Raw genomic sequence first — 15,373 nt, 5'->3', positions numbered from 1 at the left:
CCACCCACCCGCCCCTTCTCGCGCAGCGCGGGCGCGGGCCCGTGGCGGCTTCGCCGCCGGGCCACGCGGCACGGACGCAGGCCAGCACGGACGCAGGGCCGGGCTCGTGGCGGCGAAGCCGCCGAGCCGGGCCTTGCTGGCCGCCGCCCGCGCACAGCGCGAGCGTCAGCGTAGGCCGGTGGCGCGGCGCAGCGCCGTCTGGATCAGGTGGTCGACGAGCTCCGGGTAGCTGAGGCCGCTCGCCTCCCACATCCGGGGGAACATCGAGATCGGCGTGAACCCCGGCATCGTGTTGATCTCGTTGATGACGAACTCGCCGTCCTCCCGCAGGAAGAAGTCCGCCCGGACCAGCCCCTCGCAGGAGGCCGCCTCGAAGGCGCGAACCGCGAGATCCTGCACCCGGGACGTCTCCTCGGCGGTCAGCGGGGCCGGGACGATGCCGTCGGCCGAGTCGATGTACTTGGCCTCGAAGTCGTAGAAGTCGTGGCTCGAGACCGGCGGGATCTCGGCCGGCAGGCTCGCCCGCGGGCCGTCCTCGAACTCCAGCACGCCGCACTCGATCTCCCGCCCCAGCAGCAGCGACTCCACGATGATCTTGGGGTCGTGCCGCCTGGCCTCCTCGATCGCCGCCGGCAGGTCGGCGGCGGCCGTGACCCGGGAGATACCCATCGAGGAGCCGGCGCGCGCCGGCTTCACGAACAGCGGCCAGCCGTGCTCGTCGGCGAAGCCGCCGATCCTGGCCAGGGCGCCCGACTGGTCCGTCTCCCATTCCCGGGGCCGCATCACGAGGTAGGGGCCGACCGGCAGGCCGAAGGAGGTGAAGACCCGCTTCATGTACTCCTTGTCCATGCCGACCGCCGAGGACAGCACCCCGGAGCCGACATAGGGGACGCCCGCCAGTTCGAGCAGGCCCTGGAGGGTGCCGTCCTCGCCGTAGGGGCCGTGCAGCATCGGAAACACCACGTCGACGTCGCCGAGGTCTTTCGGCACCGAGCCGGCCTCGGAGTAGACGACCTCGCGCCGGCCGGGGGCGACCGGCAGCACCACGTCCCCGGTGCCAGGCTCGGCGATCTGCTCCACGCTGGGCAGCGACCGCTCGGCGATCGCCATCCGGTCCGGGTCGTCGGCCGTCAGCGCCCAACGGCCGTCCGTGGTGATGCCGATGGGCAGCACGTCGTAGCGGGTGCGGTCGATGGCGCGCAGCACGGCTCCTGCGGTGACCACCGAGATGGCGTGCTCGGAGCTGCGTCCGCCGAACACGACGGCGACGCGCGGCTTGGCGTTCGGGCTCTGGGGAGAGGTCTCGCTGCTCATAACCCCCTGAGGCTACCTAACGCGACGGCCGCCGTCAGTGCTGCTCGGCCTTGGCGGTTCGTGACATCAGCTCCTGGACCGCCACCTGGGGCGAGGTGCCCTCGTGGACGATGCGGACCACGGTCTCGGTCAGCGGCATGTCGACGCCGTGACGGCGCGCCAGGTCCTGGACCGAGCGGCAGGACTTGACGCCCTCGGCGGTCTGCCGGGTGACGGCGATGGTCTCCTCGAGCGTCATGCCGCGTCCGAGGTTGGTACCGAAGGTGTGGTTGCGGGAGAGCGGGGAGGAGCAGGTGGCGATGAGGTCGCCCATCCCGGCAAGGCCGGCGAAGGTGAGGGCGTCGGCGCCCATGGCGAGCCCGAGCCGGCTGATCTCGGCGAGCCCGCGGGTCATCAGGGATGCCTTGGTGTTGTCGCCGAGCCCCATGCCGTCGGCGATGCCGACGGCGAGCGCGATGACGTTCTTGACGGCGCCGCCCAGCTCGCAGCCGACGACGTCGGTGTTGGTGTACGGCCGGAAGTAAGGGGTGTGGCAGGCGGCCTGGAGACGCTTGGCCACGGTCTCGTCGGCGCAGGCGACGACGGACGCGGCCGGCTGGCGGTCGGCGATCTCGGGCGCCAGGTTGGGTCCTGACAGTACGGCGACCCGGTCAGGGCCGACCCCGGCCACCTCCTCGATGACCTCGCTCATCCGCTTGGCCGTGCCGAGTTCGATGCCCTTCATCAGCGAGACGAGCACGGTGTCGGGGGCGAGCAGTCCCCGCCAGCCGGCCAGGTTGTCGCGCAGCGTCTGCGAGGGGACGGAGAGCACGGTGAACTCGGCGCCGCGCGCCGCCTCCGCGGGGTCGGCGGTGGCGCGGACCGCCGCCGGCAGCCGGACGCCCGGCAGGTACTCCGGGTTGGTCCCGGTGGTGTTGACCGCCTCGATCACCTCGGGACGGCGCGCCCACAGCGTCACCTCGCAGCCCGCGTCCGCTAGGACGATGGCGAATGCGGTACCCCAGGATCCGGTGCCGTAGACGGCGACGCGTGTCACTCCGCTTTCTCCTCCTCAGGCGCGCCCCGCGAGCCGCGCCGCTCAGCCGATGTACTGCGGTGAACATAGCGCTCCGCCGGCGGGTTCTCCTCACGGATGCCGGCGAGCAGCGCGGTGACGGCGTCCATGATCCGGTCGGTGACCTCGCGCAGCACCTCGGCCGTGGGCTCCTGGTCGTAGAACTCGCCCAGATCCACGGGCATGCCGGCGACCACGATCAGCGTCTTGCGGGGAAAGAACCGGAACTTGTGCTCCCTGGCGTAGGGCGGCATGGCCTCGTGGGCGCCCCACTGGGCGATGGGAATGACGGGGGCGCGGGTGGCCAGCGCGACCCGGGCGGCGCCGGTCTTGCCCTGCATCGGCCAGAGCCCCGGATCGCGGGTGAGGGTGCCCTCGGGGTAGAAGGTGACGCACTCGCCGGCGCGCACCGCGTCGACGGCGGCGCGGAACGCGTCGGCGGCGTCCGAGCTCTCGCGGTAGACGGGGATCTGTCCCGTGCCGCGCATGAAGCGGCCGGCCACCCCCCTGCTGAACAGGCTGTCCTTGGCCAGGAATCTGGGCACTCGCCCGGTGTTGTACTGGAAGTGCGCGTAGGAGAAGGGGTCGAGAACGGAGTTGTGATTCACCGCGGTGATGAATCCACCCTCAGCGGGAATATGCTCCATTCCCCGCCAGTCCCGCTTGAAGAGCACCATCATCGTCGGTTTTACCAGAAATGCGGCCAGTCGGTACCAGAAGCCGATTCTGCGGCGAGACACTCGGACACCATCTCCTCTTGCACTGCTCCGGCGCGGTCCGCTGCGGACAGTCGCACAAGTGTCGCCCCAGGGTGTAGGGCTGTCCAGCGGCCCGGTCCGCCGCCACGACGGTCCAAGTTTGCACCCTAATGCGCCGGGCTCCGACCGCCGGGGGCGGCGTCGAGACGGCGCCTCACGGAGACCGCACCGACGACACCTCACCGCTCGAGGAAGGGAAGAATGGCACCGTGCGTGACATGGATGGGCTCGGCTGGGCACTGGTCGTCCCGCTCAAACCGCTGCGCCTCGCCAAGAGCAGGCTGGCACCGGTGGCCGGGGAGACGCTGCGGCCCTCGCTCGCGCTCGCCTTCGCCGAGGACACGGTGGCGGCCGCGCTGACCTGCCCATTGGTGCGGAAGGTGCTGGTGGTGACCGACGACCCGCTGGCCACCGAGCGGTTGACGGCGCTCGGCGCGCTCGCCCTGCCCGACCTGCCGCGGCGCGGGCTCAACGCGGCGCTGGCGCACGGCGAGCGCCTTCTCAGGGAGGAGGATCCGGGCGCGGCCGTGGCCGCGCTCAACGCCGACCTGCCGGCGCTGCGGCCGCCGGAGCTCGCCCGGGTGCTCGACGCGGCGGCGCGGCGGCCTCGCAGCTTCCTCGCCGACGCCGCCGGGGTGGGTACAACGTTGCTCGCGGCGGCGCCCGGAATGTCGCTTGACCCGGGGTTCGGGGGGCGGTCACGGGCCCGGCACGCCGCGTCAGGGGCGACCGAACTCCTGCTCGCCGGGGTCGAAAGCGTTCGGCGGGACGTGGACACGGGCGAGGACCTGCGCGACGCCCTGGCGCTGGGCGTGGGGCCGCGCACCGCGGCGGGGGTGCGGGCCCTGACGGCGCCAGCCGGACTCAGAGCGTCTGCAGGGTCAGGAAGGTGACGACGCGCCCGGCGCCCTCGCCGGTCACCTCGATCCGCACCCGCTGACCGGGGCGCAGCAGCCGCAGGCCGCCCGCGTCGAAGGCGGCGGCGTCGAACTCCAGCGGCGTGCCGTCGTCGAGGAGCACGCTGCCGGATCGGGTCTCGGGGTCGTAGGTGTACGCGGTGGCCTGCATGCGGCCGAGCATAGGGGCTCGCCGGGCGGGCCGGAACGACGGCGGGCCGGGCTCCTGTGCGGAGACCGGCCCGCGCGGGTGGCCACGCGCCGAGGCCGTCACCTGCGACGAGCGGTGGCCTTCTTGGCGGCGGAGCGGGAGGAGCCTCGCTTGGCCGGCGCCTTCTTGGCCGTGGTCTTCTTGGCGGGGGCCTTCTTGGCGGGGGCCTTCTTGGCGGGGGCCTTCTTGGCCGTGCCCTTCTTGGCGGTGGTCGTCTTCTTGGCGGCGCCCTTCTTGGCGGGGGTCGCCTTCTTCGCGGCCGTGGCCTTCTTGGCGGCCGTGGCCCGCTTGGCGACCGCCTTCTTTACCGTCGCGGCCTTCTTGGTCGTCTTCTTGGCGGGCGCACCACCGGTGAGGCTGCCCTTGGGCGCCTTCTTCACCGCGACGTCGTGCTTGGGAAGCTTCTTCGTGCCGGCCACCAGGTCCTTGAACCCCTGGCCCGCGCGGAAGCGCGGCACGGAGGTCTTCTTGACCCGCACGCGCTCGCCGGTCTGCGGGTTGCGCGCGTACCTGGCCGGACGCTCCACCTTCTCGAACGAGCCGAAGCCGGTCACCGAGACCCGCTCGCCCGCGACCACCGCACGGATAATGGCGTCGAGCACGATATCGACCGCGTCGGCGGCCTGCTGGCGGCCGCCAAGCCTGTCGGCAATCGCCTCTACGAGTTGCGCCTTGTTCACGTCTTCCCCTTCGCAGGCATTGCTGGAACGAATGTGTTCAAGCTTTTTCGCACGTTAGGCAGATATATTCCGCAAATCAAACGCGAAACGGGCGAATCACCCTTGTGTCGCAACGAACTGGACCACCGCGAGACCGTCACGAGCTTTCGTCACGCCGCCCACCGGGCTCGTCCCGCGGCGGCCACCCCGCGTCAACGTCCTCCATCAACCGGTCCAGACGCCGCTCGGCGCCCGGCAGGTCCTGCTTGGCCGCCGCGGTGATGACCAGCAGCTTCCGGGTGAGGGCCTGCCGTACGTCCTCGGGCACTTGCAGGGCCCGCACCGTGCGGTGCGCGTCCCTCAGGCGAGCGGCGACGTGGTCGTAGAGTTCGAGTTGACCGTCCCGTTCCATGCGCCGATTGTGCCACCTTGGCACTGGTATCGCCCTCTAAGCCCCCAACGCCCGTGTCGTACAGGAGGAAACGGGGGAGAGACATGCGCGACGCCCCCGCCGGTGGGAACCGGCGGGGGCGTCGCGTCGCTTGGGCAGCGGCCCGGAAACTCAGGCCACTTGGGTGCGGGGCTTGAAGGCGGGACGCCGGGCCTCGAAGGCGGCGATGTCCTCCTCGTTTCGCAGCGTGATGCTGATGTCGTCGAGCCCTTCGAGCAGCCGCCAGCGCGCGTTCTCGTCCAGCTCGAAGCTCGCCTCGACCCCCTCGGCCAGCACCTTGCGCTGGACCAGGTCGACGGTGATCTCGGCCGCCGGATCGGCCTCGACCAGCTTCCACAGCGCGTCCACGGTCTCCTGCGGGAGCACCACGGTGAGCAGGCCGTTCTTCAGGGAGTTGCCCCGGAAGATGTCGGCGAAACGGGGCGAGATCACGGCCTTGAAGCCGTAGTTCTGCAGGGCCCACACGGCGTGCTCGCGGGACGAGCCGGTGCCGAAGTCGGGCCCGGCGACCAGCACGGTGGCGCCGGCGCGCTCCGGCCGGTTGAGCACGAACTCCGGGTCCTTGCGCCAGGCCTCGAAGAGTCCGTCCTCGAAGCCGTCCCTGGTGACCTTCTTCAGCCAGTGCGCGGGGATGATCTGGTCGGTGTCGACGTTGCTCCGGCGCAGCGGGACGGCGCGGCCGGTGTGGGTGGTGAAAGCTTCCATCTCTCTGAAGTCCTTGCCTTCCTCGGCCTTCCTTGGCCTCAGACCTCGACGGGGGTGGGGGCGGCGGCCAGGTCGGCCGGCGAGGCGAGGTGACCGGCGACCGCGGTGGCGGCGGCGACCTGCGGCGAGACCAGATGCGTACGGCCGCCCTTGCCCTGCCTGCCCTCGAAGTTGCGGTTGGAGGTGGAGGCGCAGCGCTCCTGCGGGGCGAGTTGGTCGGGGTTCATGCCCAGACACATCGAACACCCGGCGTGCCGCCACTCAGCGCCGGCCGCGGTGAACACCTTGTCGAGGCCCTCCTCGACGGCCTGCAGCGCCACGCGGACCGAGCCCGGCACCACTAGCATCCGCACCCCGTCGGCGATCCGGCGGCCGTCGAGCACGGCGGCGGCCGAGCGCAGGTCCTCGATCCTGCCGTTGGTGCAGGAGCCGACGAAGACCGTGTCCACCGCGATGTCCCGCAGCCGCTGGCCGGCCGTGAGCCCCATGTACTCCAGGGCCTTCTCGGCCGCCAGGCGCTCGTTGGGGTCGGTGTAGGAGGCCGGGTCGGGCACGGACTCCGACAGCGGCGCGCCCTGGCCCGGGTTGGTGCCCCAGGTGACGAACGGCGCCAGCTCGGCGGCGTCGATGACGACCTCGTGGTCGAAGACCGCGTCCTCGTCGGTGCGCAGGGTCTTCCAGTAGGCGACGGCGGTGTCCCAGTCGGCGCCCTCGGCCGCGTGGTCGCGGCCCCTGAGGTAGGCGAAGGTGGTCTCGTCCGGGGCGATCATGCCCGCCCTGGCGCCGGCCTCGATCGACATGTTGCAGATGGTCATCCGGGCCTCCATCGAGAGCTTCTCGATGGCCTCGCCGCGGTACTCGATCACATAGCCCTGGCCGCCGCCGGTGCCGATCCTGGCGATGATCGCCAGGATGAGGTCCTTGGCGGTGACGCCCTGGGGCAGCTCGCCGAGCACGGTGACCGCCATGGTCCTGAACGGGGCCATCGGCAGCGTCTGGGTGGCCAGCACGTGCTCGACCTGGCTGGTGCCGATGCCGAAGGCCAGGGCGCCGAACGCGCCGTGCGTCGAGGTGTGACTGTCACCACAGACCACGGTCATCCCCGGCTGGGTCAGCCCCAGCTGCGGGCCGACCACGTGCACCACGCCCTGCTCCGCGTCGCCCAGCGGGTGCAGCCGGACGCCGAACTCCGCGCAGTTCTTCCGCAGGGTCTCGAGCTGGGTGCGGGAGACCGGGTCGGCGATGGGCTTGTCGATGTCCAGGGTGGGGGTGTTGTGGTCCTCGGTGGCGATGGTGAGGTCCGTGCGCCGCACCTGGCGGCCGCTCTTGCGCAGCCCGTCGAAGGCCTGCGGGCTGGTCACCTCGTGGAGCAGGTGGAGGTCGATGTAGAGCAGGTCGGGCTCGCCCTCGGCCCGCCGGACGACATGGTCGTCCCAGACTTTCTCCGCCAGTGTCCGTCCCATCGCTCTTCCCTCCGGCATCGCCGCTGATCTCGGGTGGCCGCCGCCCGCCTGCTGCTCCCGGCACGCCGGACGGTGGCTGTGGTCGCGCTCCGCCGACACGACGGGGAACGCTGACACACAGCCTGACGCCTTCCCTCGAAAATTGAACTTGCGTTTCACAGTGTGAGACGCGAATATCGTTGCATGGACAACTCTACCGGCGATTCCAGCGGTGTGGGCGTACTGGACAAGGCTGCGCTGGTGCTCGGGGCCCTGGAGTCGGGCCCTGCCACGCTGGCCGGGTTGGTCGGCGCCACGGGGCTCGCCCGGCCGACCGCGCACCGGATGGCCGTGGCCCTCGAGTACCACCGGCTGCTGGCCAGGGACATGCAGGGCCGCTTCGTACTCGGGCCCCGGCTGGCCGAGCTGGCCGCCGCGGCCGGCGAGGACCGGCTGCTGGCGGCCGCAGGGCCGGTGCTGACCCAGCTGCGCGACCTGACGGGCGAGAGCGCCCAGCTCTACCGGCGCCAGGGCGACATGCGGATCTGCGTGGCCGCGGCCGAGCGGCTCTCCGGGCTGCGGGACACCGTGCCGGTGGGCTCCACGCTGCCCATGAAGGCCGGCTCCGCCGCCCAGATCCTGCTGGCCTGGGAGGAGCCCGAGCGGCTGCACCACGGGCTGCAGGGCGCCCGCTTCACGGCCACCGCGCTCTCCGGGGTGCGCCGCCGCGGCTGGGCCCAGTCCATCGGCGAGCGCGAGCCGGGTGTGGCGTCCGTCTCGGCGCCGGTGCGGGGGCCCTCGAACCGCGTGGTGGCGGCCGTCTCCGTCTCCGGGCCGATCGAACGGCTGACCCGCCACCCCGGCCGGATGCACGCGCAGGCCCTGCTGGACGCCGCCAACCGCCTCACCGAGGCCCTGCGGCGCGCCGGCGGCTGATCCGCGCCCCCGCTAGACCGCGAGCCGCTCAGCGGCCCGCTCGCCGCGCCGGCCGATGGGTATGACCCCCGTGGCCGCGCCGAGTCCGAAGGCCGGCATGTTCAGGTAGAACTGCTCGTGCGCCCCGGCCGGGACCACATAGGTCTCGTGCCAGAACCCGACCCGGCCCCGCCCCTCGCGCAGCCGACGATTGAACGCCGCCCAGGCCGGCCGATGAAGCCCGTCCTGAGCGGAGGCGTAGGCCAGCAGCTCCTCGTGCGATCGCCAGTACTGCACGACGTAGACCAGCCGCGGCCCGCCGAAGAGCAGCCGGTAGCCCAGCATCCCGCGCTCCCTCTCCTGGGAGAGCTCCCGCAACATCCTCGGCATCGCCAGGAACGTCGGCCACCAGGAGCGCGGCCGCCAGAAGCTGTTGATCCGCATGCCGATCAGGAAGACCGTGACGCCGCCCTCCGCGTCCGCCGTCATGCGCCCCTCGATGATCTTCTTCCGCGCCATGGTCCCGCGCCCCTCTCTCCAGATCCCGCCACAGCTTTGACAGCATCTTGGATAGCCTCACTATCCATGATTGGATAGTGTCACTCTCCAATACGGAACGCAAGGGGTGTCGAAGCGGATGCGACTGGCCGAGCTGAGCAAGCGCAGCGGGGTCCCCATCCCGACGATCAAGTACTACCTGCGCGAGGAGTTGCTGCCGCCGGGCCGGCGGGTGAGCGCCACCCAGGCCGAGTACGACGAGGAGCACCTGCGCCGGCTGCGCCTGGTCCGGGCGCTGCTGCAGCTCGGCCGGGTGCCGGTGGCCATCGCCCGGGAGGTGCTGGCCGCCGTGGCCGACGAGTCGGTCGACCAGCTCTCCCGGCTCGGCACGGCGGTCGCCGCGCTGCCGCACGGCGGCCAGCGGGCCGCCGACGACGGCGACGAGGCCACCGCGCGGGAGGCCGAGGGCACCGCCGAGGAGCTGCAGCGCCGGCTCGGCTGGCGGGTGGTGCCGGAGAACCCGGCGCACGGCACGCTGGTCTCCGCGCTCACCGCGCTGCTGCGGCTCGGCTACCCCTGCGACGTGCCCCAACTCCTGCCCTACGGGCGGCTGGCGGGCGATCTGGCGGCCCACGAGCTGTCGCTGATCGAGGAGTTCGAGGCCCCCACCACCCAACTCGAGGCCGCCGTCGCCCTGACGGTGCTCTACGAGCCGGTGCTGCTGAGCCTGCGCCGCCTCGCCCAGGCCGAGGAGGCGAGCCGCCGCTTCGGCGCGGAATGACGCGGCGGATGAGGAAACGGCAACGGCCTTCTCGCCATCGCGAGAAGGCCGTTCACGTCGAGTACCCCCGACCGGATTCGAACCGGCGCTACCGCCTTGAGAGGGCGGCGTGCTAGGCCGCTACACAACGGGGGCTCACGAGGAGATCCAGGTGGATCACCGTACCCCCGACCGGATTCGAACCGGCGCTACCGCCTTGAGAGGGCGGCGTGCTAGGCCGCTACACAACGGGGGCCTCGATCTTGTGAGAGATCGCGCTGGGGTACCAGGACTCGAACCTAGACTAACTGAACCAGAATCAGTCGTGCTGCCAATTACACCATACCCCACCAAAACACAACCCCTGGCCGGGGTTTTGTTCGGGTGACCGCTTCGATTTCGGGCCTTCGGCCTCTCTCTGCGGCAGGAAGAACACTACCCGATGGGGGACGGTGGTCCAAAACGAGATCCGGGACCGCCCGTCCCCCGACGCGGTCGGGCAGCGGTCAGGCCGCGGTCAGCCGGCCCAGGGCCGCCTCGACGCGGGCCAGGGTGCGCTCCCGGCCGAGAACCTCGAGGGACTCGAACAGCGGCAGGCCCACCGTGCGGCCCGTGACGGCCACCCGGAGAGGCGCCTGCGCCTTGCCGAGCTTCAGCCCGTGCGCCTCGCCGGCGGCCAGCACGGCGGCCTTCAGGGGCTCGGCGGCCCACTCGGCGTCGGGAAGGGCGGCGAGGTTGTCTCGGGCCGTGGAGAGCACCGCCTCGGCGCCCGGCTTCATCGCCTTCTGCCAGGACGCCTCGTCGCTCACCGGTTCCTCGAGGAAGAGGAAGTCGACGTTGTCGGTGATGTCGGAGAGCACCATCAGCCGGGTCTGGGCCAGCGGGGCCAGGGCGGCGAAGGCGACCGGGTCGAAGGCCTCCGGCTTCCAGGGCGCGTGCGGGGCGCGCAGCCAGGGCTCGCAGGCCGCGACGAAGTCCTCGGTGGAGAGATGCTCGCGGATGTGCGTGGCGTTGATCGCCTCGCACTTCTTCAGGTCGAAGCGGGCCGGGTTGGGCACCACGTCCGCGACGTCGAAGGCCGCCACCAGCTCGTCGACCGTGAACACGTCCCGGTCCTCGGCGATCGACCAGCCGAGCAGGGACAGGTAGTTGAGCAGCCCGGAGGGCAGGAAGCCACGCTCCCGGTAGAGGTTGAGGGAGGACTCCGGGTCGCGCTTGGAGAGCTTCTTGGTGCCCTCGCCCAGCACGTAGGGCAGGTGTCCGAAGGCCGGCGGCTCGCCGGAGCCGATCCCGATGTCGCCCAGGGCGCGGTACAGCGCGATCTGCCGGGGGGTGGAGGAGAGCAGGTCCTCGCCCCGCAGCACGTGCGTGATCTCCATCAGCGCGTCGTCCACCGGGTTGACCAGGGTGTAGAGCGGGGCGCCGGTGGCCCGGACGATGCCGTAGTCCGGCACGTTCTCCGGGGTGAAGGTGAGCTCGCCGCGAACCAGGTCGGTGAAGGTGATGGGCGTGTCCGGCATCCGGAAGCGCACGATGGGCTCCCGGCCCTCGGCCTCGTAGGCGGCGCGCTGCTCGTCGGTCACCGTGCGGCACTTGCCGTCGTACCCGGAGGGGCGACCGGCGGCTCGGGCGGCGTCGCGGCGCTCGGCCAGCTCCTCAGGCGTGCAGTAGCAGTGGTACGCGTGGCCGGCGGCGATCAGCCTGGCCGCCACGTCCGCGTAGGTCTCCATCCGCTGGGACTGCCGGTAGGGCGCGTGCGGGCCGCCGACCTCGGGGCCCTCGTCCCAGTCGAGGCCGAGCCAGCGCATCGCGTCGAGCAGCGCCTCGTAGGACTCCTCCGAGTCGCGGGCCGCGTCCGTGTCCTCGATCCGGAAGATCAGCTTGCCGCCGTGGTGCCGGGCGAACGCCCAGTTGAACAGGGCGGTGCGCACCAGTCCGACGTGCGGGTTGCCGGTCGGGGACGGGCAGAAACGGACGCGGACCGGGGACGGGGAGCTGGGGCTAGTCACGCTTGACGACCTTGTTGGTGAGAGTGCCGATGCCTTCGATGGTGACGGCGACCTCGTCGCCGACGTGGACCGGGCCGACGCCGGCCGGGGTGCCGGTGAGGATGACGTCCTGCGGCAGCAGCGTCATCGACTCGGTGATGTGCACGATGAGGTCCTCGACGGCGCGCACCATCTCGCTGGTGCGGCCGAGCTGCCGCTGCTCGCCGTTGACCGTGCAGCTGATGGTCAGGTCGGCCGGGTCGAGGTCGGTCTCGATCCAGGGGCCGAGCGGGCAGGCGGTGTCGAAGCCCTTGGCGCGGGCCCACTGGGCCTCGCGCTGCTGGACGTCACGCGCGGTGAGGTCGTTGGCGCAGGTGTAGCCCAGGATGACGTCGCGGGCGCGCTCGCGCGGCACGTCGCGGCAGAGCCGGCCGATGACGACGGCGAGCTCGGCCTCGTGGTGCACGTCCGAGGAGATCGACGGGTAGGCGATCTCGTCGCCGTGGCCGATCACCGAGGTGGACGGCTTGAAGAACGTCACGGGCACGTCGGGCACGGCGTTGCCCAGCTCTCGGGCGTGCTCCGCGTAGTTGCGGCCGATGGCCACGATCTTGCTGGGCAGCACCGGGGGCAGCAGCCGCACCTGGCTCACCGGCACCCGGCGGCCCGAGCGTTCGAACTCGGCGAAGGGGTGGCCCTTGATGATGTCGAGCTGGAGCCCGCCATCGGCGGCGGGCTCCTCCTCGACCACGCCGAAGCCAACGGTGCCGTCGATGGAGAATCTGGCGATGCGCACGGCCGCCAGCCTAGACGGCCTCAGCGCAGGCGCGCCATCAGGGCGTGTTCGACGAGGGTGATCAGGGCGCTCTTGGCCTCGGACCTGTGCCGGGCGTCGGTGGTGATGATCGGCGCGTCAGGACCGATCTGCAACGCCTCCCGCACCTCCTCGGGCGAGTACGGCTGGTGACCGTCGAACCCGTTCAACGCGATCACGAACGGCAGCCCACTGTTCTCGAAGTAGTCGACCGCCGGGAAACAGTCCGCCAACCGACGGGTGTCGACGAGAACGATCGCACCGATCGCACCACGCACCAGGTCGTCCCACATGAACCAGAACCGGTCCTGCCCCGGCGTACCGAACAGGTACAGGATCAGATCCTGATCAAGCGTGATACGACCGAAGTCCATCGCGACCGTGGTCGTCGTCTTACCACTCGTGTGCGTCAGATCATCGATCCCCGCCGACGCGGACGTCATCACCGCCTCGGTCCGCAGCGGATTGATCTCCGACACCGACCCCACAAACGTGGTCTTCCCCACCCCGAACCCACCCGCGATCACGATCTTCGCAGACGTAGTGGCACGGGAGGGAGCCGGACGGCCCGGACCGCTAGAGCTTGCGAAGTCCACTGAGCACCCTTTCGAGCAGTGTCACATCAGGCTGACCACCCGGATCCCCGTCATGACCCGGCTGGTGAATGGCGACCAGGCCCGCCTCGGCCAGGTCCGCCACCAGAATCCGGGCCACCCCCAACGGCATCCCCAGCAGCGCGGACACCTCGGCCACCGACTTGACCTCAAGGCACAGCTGGCAGATCCGCTGGTGCTCCGGGAGCAGGCCCTGGAGCTGCACCGGATCCGCCGTGGTGCTCACCAGCGCCTCGATGGCCAACTGGTACCGCGGCCTCGTCCGGCCACCGGTCATCGCATAGGGACGCACCAAGGGCTGATCGCCCTCATCGTCATAGGACCCGTAATGATGCGACGCACCGTACGGGCCCTGCGAGGGTGGCGGGGTGATCATAGCTCCTCCGAGCGATACCTCTGGTCGGCAATTCAGTTGATGGTGCTCATGTGGGGGGAGCTTCGCGTCAGTTTAGAAGAGAGCCCTGCAGTTCGGCGCGGAGGTCGGGCGTCAGAACGGTACCGGCACGATCCACCAGCAACGCCATCTCGTACCCCACCAGACCGATATCGGCCTCCGGATGCGCCAACACCGCCAACGACGAACCATCCGAAATCGACATGATGAAGAGGAACCCCCGCTCCATCTCCACCACCGTCTGGTTCACCGCACCACCCTCGAAGATCCGCGACGCACCAGCCGTCAACGACGTCAGCCCAGAAGCCACCGCCGCCAACTGATCAGCACGATCCCGCGGAAACCCCTCGGACAACGCCAGAAGAAGACCATCAGCGGAAACCACCACCGTGTGCGACACCCCAGGGGTGTTCTCCACAAAACTGGTGATCAACCAGTTCAGGTTCTGCGCCGCCTGGCTCATCGGGCTCACACCAACGCTCCTACTGATACATGGGGCCGAAGCCCCGGTCTGTCCGGCCGGCCGTGGAACCGGCCTGGCGTCCCTGTTGAATCCCCCGACGCAGGTTGGTCAGCCGGCCACGGACGTCGTCCGGGCTACGGGAGACCAACGGGCCGGCCGGGGCCGCCTGTTGCTGCGCCGGCTGCGCGGCGCCCGCCATCAGGTTGGCGCGCGGCACCCGCCGGGGCAGCCCCGCGTCGGTGACACCGCCCGCGGACGGCTGGCGCAGCTGCTCGGCCTGCCGCCAGCGTTCGTCGTTGGGCGACGGGCGCCACGGGGCGCCGATCTCACCGGTGGTCTGGCGCTGTTCCTGCCGGACGGCGGGTCGTGCCGAGGTCACGGGACGTTGCTGGACGGGCGGTGCCGACTGCTGAGAGGACTGCCGGGAGCCGGCCGGCTCCCGCGAGGGGTGCGGGGTCGGCGCGCTGGCGCGGCGCAGGCCGAACCACGTCGACTCCATCTCCTCGAAGATCGGCGTGCGTTCCGGAGCGTGCCTGGGCTGCTGGCTGGGCAGCGGATCGCGCAGCTCGTCGGGCGCCCGGGTCGGCTCCTGGCGCTGGTGGGAGGCGGGCTGCGGCTCGTTGCGCTGGTACGCCTGGGGCTCGGGCTGGCGTGCCGGTTCGGCCCGCGACCAGTCCCGCTCGGGCGCCTCCCACGCCTCGCGGCGCGGCTCGGGCTCGTCCCACGCGTCGCGGCGCGGCTCGGGCTCGTCCCACGCGTCGCGGCGCGGCTCGGGCCGCCGCTGCGCGGGCTCGTCCGGGCGGACGGCGGGAAACTCACGGGTGGTGTTGAACTCGGCGGGGTCGCTGGCCGCCCGGTAGCCGGCGACCGGGTCCGGGGTGGAGGTCGGGCGGGCCGGCGGGAAGCCGAACTCACCGGTGTCCTCGGACCGCGCCGGCGGCTGGGACCGCGACTCGCGGCGCGCGAAGGCGTCGGCCATCGAGGAGCGGCTTGACGCCCCGGACTGCCCGCCGCCGTAGCCGGGCCTGGGGAACTCACCGGTGCCCGAGGGGTCGCGGTCGTCGTGCCCGCGTGGCTGCTCGGACTCGCCGCGCGCCGGTATTCGGCCGCTGTCCTCCATGCTGGCCCAGCTCGGCCGGCCGCCGGTGGCGCCGGCGCCGCCGGGCACCGGGGCCTCGGGCATCGAGGGGGGCGCGGCTGGCGGCTCCTGCGGCCCGCCCTGCGGGCGGCTCGGGCCGCCGGGACCCGACGCGCCCACCGGACGGGAGGGCAGCTCGGGGCGGCTCGGGCGACGGGGCACCTGGCGGCTGGACTCGCTGCGCTCCAGGCTGCGCTGCCAGCCGGCCGGCTGCCCGACGTCGCGGCCGCCGCCGAGTCCGGGCCCTGCCTCGCCGCCCGGGCGGCGAGGGGGCGGGGTCTCGCGCTGCAGGGTCGCGG

17 protein-coding genes, 3 tRNA genes and 1 pseudogene are annotated in these 15,373 nt (G+C 71.6%); 3 read left to right on the top strand and 18 right to left on the bottom strand.

Annotation, left to right across the window (positions count from 1 at the left end):
* Window positions 1-165: 165 nt before the first annotated feature.
* The 3 genes from E1265_RS21280 to E1265_RS21270 are packed head-to-tail and all read right to left on the bottom strand — an operon-like array spanning window position 166 to window position 3,108.
* Window positions 166-1,314: a D-alanine--D-alanine ligase family protein gene (locus E1265_RS21280; protein WP_132932291.1), complete on the bottom strand. Its 1,149-nt coding sequence runs from the start codon at window positions 1,312-1,314 to the stop codon at window positions 166-168.
* A 34-nt stretch (window positions 1,315-1,348) separates the two neighbouring features.
* A complete protein-coding gene (locus E1265_RS21275; protein ID WP_132932289.1) occupies window positions 1,349-2,350 on the bottom strand; it encodes an NAD(P)H-dependent glycerol-3-phosphate dehydrogenase in 1,002 nt (333 codons plus the stop codon).
* Entirely contained in the window at window positions 2,347-3,108 is a 762-nt protein-coding gene (locus E1265_RS21270) for a lysophospholipid acyltransferase family protein (protein WP_132932287.1), read from the bottom strand. The genes E1265_RS21275 and E1265_RS21270 overlap by 4 nt, the downstream gene beginning before the upstream one ends.
* 236 nt (window positions 3,109-3,344) lie before the next feature.
* On the opposite strand from E1265_RS21270, the gene cofC reads away from it, so the two are divergent.
* On the top strand, window positions 3,345-4,019 hold the full coding sequence (cofC, locus tag E1265_RS21265) for a 2-phospho-L-lactate guanylyltransferase (protein ID WP_132932296.1): 675 nt from the start codon (window positions 3,345-3,347) through the stop codon (window positions 4,017-4,019).
* On the opposite strand, the gene E1265_RS21260 is transcribed toward cofC, so the two are convergent.
* The 5 genes from E1265_RS21260 to leuC all read right to left on the bottom strand — a co-directional run bounded on the left by E1265_RS21260 (window position 3,991) and on the right by leuC (window position 7,511).
* Window positions 3,991-4,194 (bottom strand): hypothetical protein, encoded by a 204-nt coding sequence (locus tag E1265_RS21260; RefSeq protein ID WP_132932285.1) that lies wholly within the window; start codon window positions 4,192-4,194, stop codon window positions 3,991-3,993. The two genes, cofC and E1265_RS21260, sit on opposite strands and share 29 nt — an antisense overlap.
* Before the next feature lie 98 nt (window positions 4,195-4,292).
* The gene (locus E1265_RS21255) at window positions 4,293-4,913 is read right to left on the bottom strand and encodes an HU family DNA-binding protein (RefSeq protein ID WP_132932283.1); all 621 of its coding nucleotides are present in this window, start codon (window positions 4,911-4,913) and stop codon (window positions 4,293-4,295) included.
* A 136-nt stretch (window positions 4,914-5,049) separates the two neighbouring features.
* Window positions 5,050-5,304: a hypothetical protein gene (locus E1265_RS21250; protein WP_132932281.1), complete on the bottom strand. Its 255-nt coding sequence runs from the start codon at window positions 5,302-5,304 to the stop codon at window positions 5,050-5,052.
* A gap of 150 nt (window positions 5,305-5,454) precedes the next feature.
* Entirely contained in the window at window positions 5,455-6,048 is a 594-nt protein-coding gene (leuD, locus tag E1265_RS21245; protein WP_132932280.1) for a 3-isopropylmalate dehydratase small subunit, read from the bottom strand.
* A 38-nt stretch (window positions 6,049-6,086) separates the two neighbouring features.
* Window positions 6,087-7,511: a 3-isopropylmalate dehydratase large subunit gene (leuC, locus tag E1265_RS21240; protein ID WP_132932278.1), complete on the bottom strand. Its 1,425-nt coding sequence runs from the start codon at window positions 7,509-7,511 to the stop codon at window positions 6,087-6,089.
* A 183-nt stretch (window positions 7,512-7,694) separates the two neighbouring features.
* Between leuC and E1265_RS21235 the strand changes: the two genes are divergently transcribed.
* Window positions 7,695-8,426, top strand: a complete 732-nt coding sequence (locus tag E1265_RS21235) for an IclR family transcriptional regulator (RefSeq protein WP_132932276.1) — start codon at window positions 7,695-7,697, stop codon at window positions 8,424-8,426.
* 12 nt (window positions 8,427-8,438) lie between these two features.
* On the opposite strand, the gene E1265_RS21230 is transcribed toward E1265_RS21235, so the two are convergent.
* Window positions 8,439-8,924, bottom strand: a complete 486-nt coding sequence (locus tag E1265_RS21230; RefSeq protein ID WP_243740992.1) for a DUF4188 domain-containing protein — start codon at window positions 8,922-8,924, stop codon at window positions 8,439-8,441.
* Window positions 8,925-9,042: 118 nt separating this feature from the next.
* On the opposite strand from E1265_RS21230, the gene E1265_RS21225 reads away from it, so the two are divergent.
* A complete protein-coding gene (locus tag E1265_RS21225) occupies window positions 9,043-9,684 on the top strand; it encodes a MerR family transcriptional regulator (protein ID WP_132932293.1) in 642 nt (213 codons plus the stop codon).
* A 62-nt stretch (window positions 9,685-9,746) separates the two neighbouring features.
* Here E1265_RS21225 and E1265_RS21220 read toward each other — a convergent pair.
* The 9 genes and pseudogenes from E1265_RS21220 to E1265_RS37180 all read right to left on the bottom strand — a co-directional run.
* A tRNA-Glu gene (locus E1265_RS21220) sits at window positions 9,747-9,819 on the bottom strand.
* A gap of 27 nt (window positions 9,820-9,846) precedes the next feature.
* Window positions 9,847-9,919: transfer RNA gene (locus E1265_RS21215), tRNA-Glu, on the bottom strand.
* A gap of 22 nt (window positions 9,920-9,941) precedes the next feature.
* Window positions 9,942-10,013: transfer RNA gene (locus E1265_RS21210), tRNA-Gln, on the bottom strand.
* A 156-nt stretch (window positions 10,014-10,169) separates the two neighbouring features.
* Entirely contained in the window at window positions 10,170-11,672 is a 1,503-nt protein-coding gene (gene gltX / locus E1265_RS21205; protein ID WP_132932275.1) for a glutamate--tRNA ligase, read from the bottom strand.
* The gene (locus E1265_RS21200) at window positions 11,665-12,447 is read right to left on the bottom strand and encodes a fumarylacetoacetate hydrolase family protein (protein ID WP_132932273.1); all 783 of its coding nucleotides are present in this window, start codon (window positions 12,445-12,447) and stop codon (window positions 11,665-11,667) included. Before E1265_RS21200 ends, gltX begins: the two co-directional genes overlap by 8 nt.
* 20 nt (window positions 12,448-12,467) lie before the next feature.
* Window positions 12,468-13,061: an ATP/GTP-binding protein gene (locus tag E1265_RS21195; RefSeq protein ID WP_132932271.1), complete on the bottom strand. Its 594-nt coding sequence runs from the start codon at window positions 13,059-13,061 to the stop codon at window positions 12,468-12,470.
* Window positions 13,042-13,455, bottom strand: a complete 414-nt coding sequence (locus tag E1265_RS21190) for a DUF742 domain-containing protein (RefSeq protein ID WP_132932269.1) — start codon at window positions 13,453-13,455, stop codon at window positions 13,042-13,044. Before E1265_RS21190 ends, E1265_RS21195 begins: the two co-directional genes overlap by 20 nt.
* Before the next feature lie 67 nt (window positions 13,456-13,522).
* Window positions 13,523-13,936 carry a roadblock/LC7 domain-containing protein gene (locus E1265_RS21185; protein WP_062206445.1) on the bottom strand — a complete coding sequence of 138 codons (414 nt, stop codon included), beginning with the start codon at window positions 13,934-13,936 and terminating at the stop codon, window positions 13,523-13,525.
* A 19-nt stretch (window positions 13,937-13,955) separates the two neighbouring features.
* Window positions 13,956-15,373 (bottom strand): annotated as a pseudogene (locus E1265_RS37180) (histidine kinase); the annotation flags it as partial.

This window comes from Streptomyces sp. 8K308 (assembly GCF_004348315.1).
Taxonomy (GTDB): domain Bacteria; phylum Actinomycetota; class Actinomycetes; order Streptomycetales; family Streptomycetaceae; genus Streptomyces.
The sequence above is the reverse complement of the archived record's forward strand: the minus strand, read 5'-3'. Positions and strand labels throughout refer to the sequence as shown.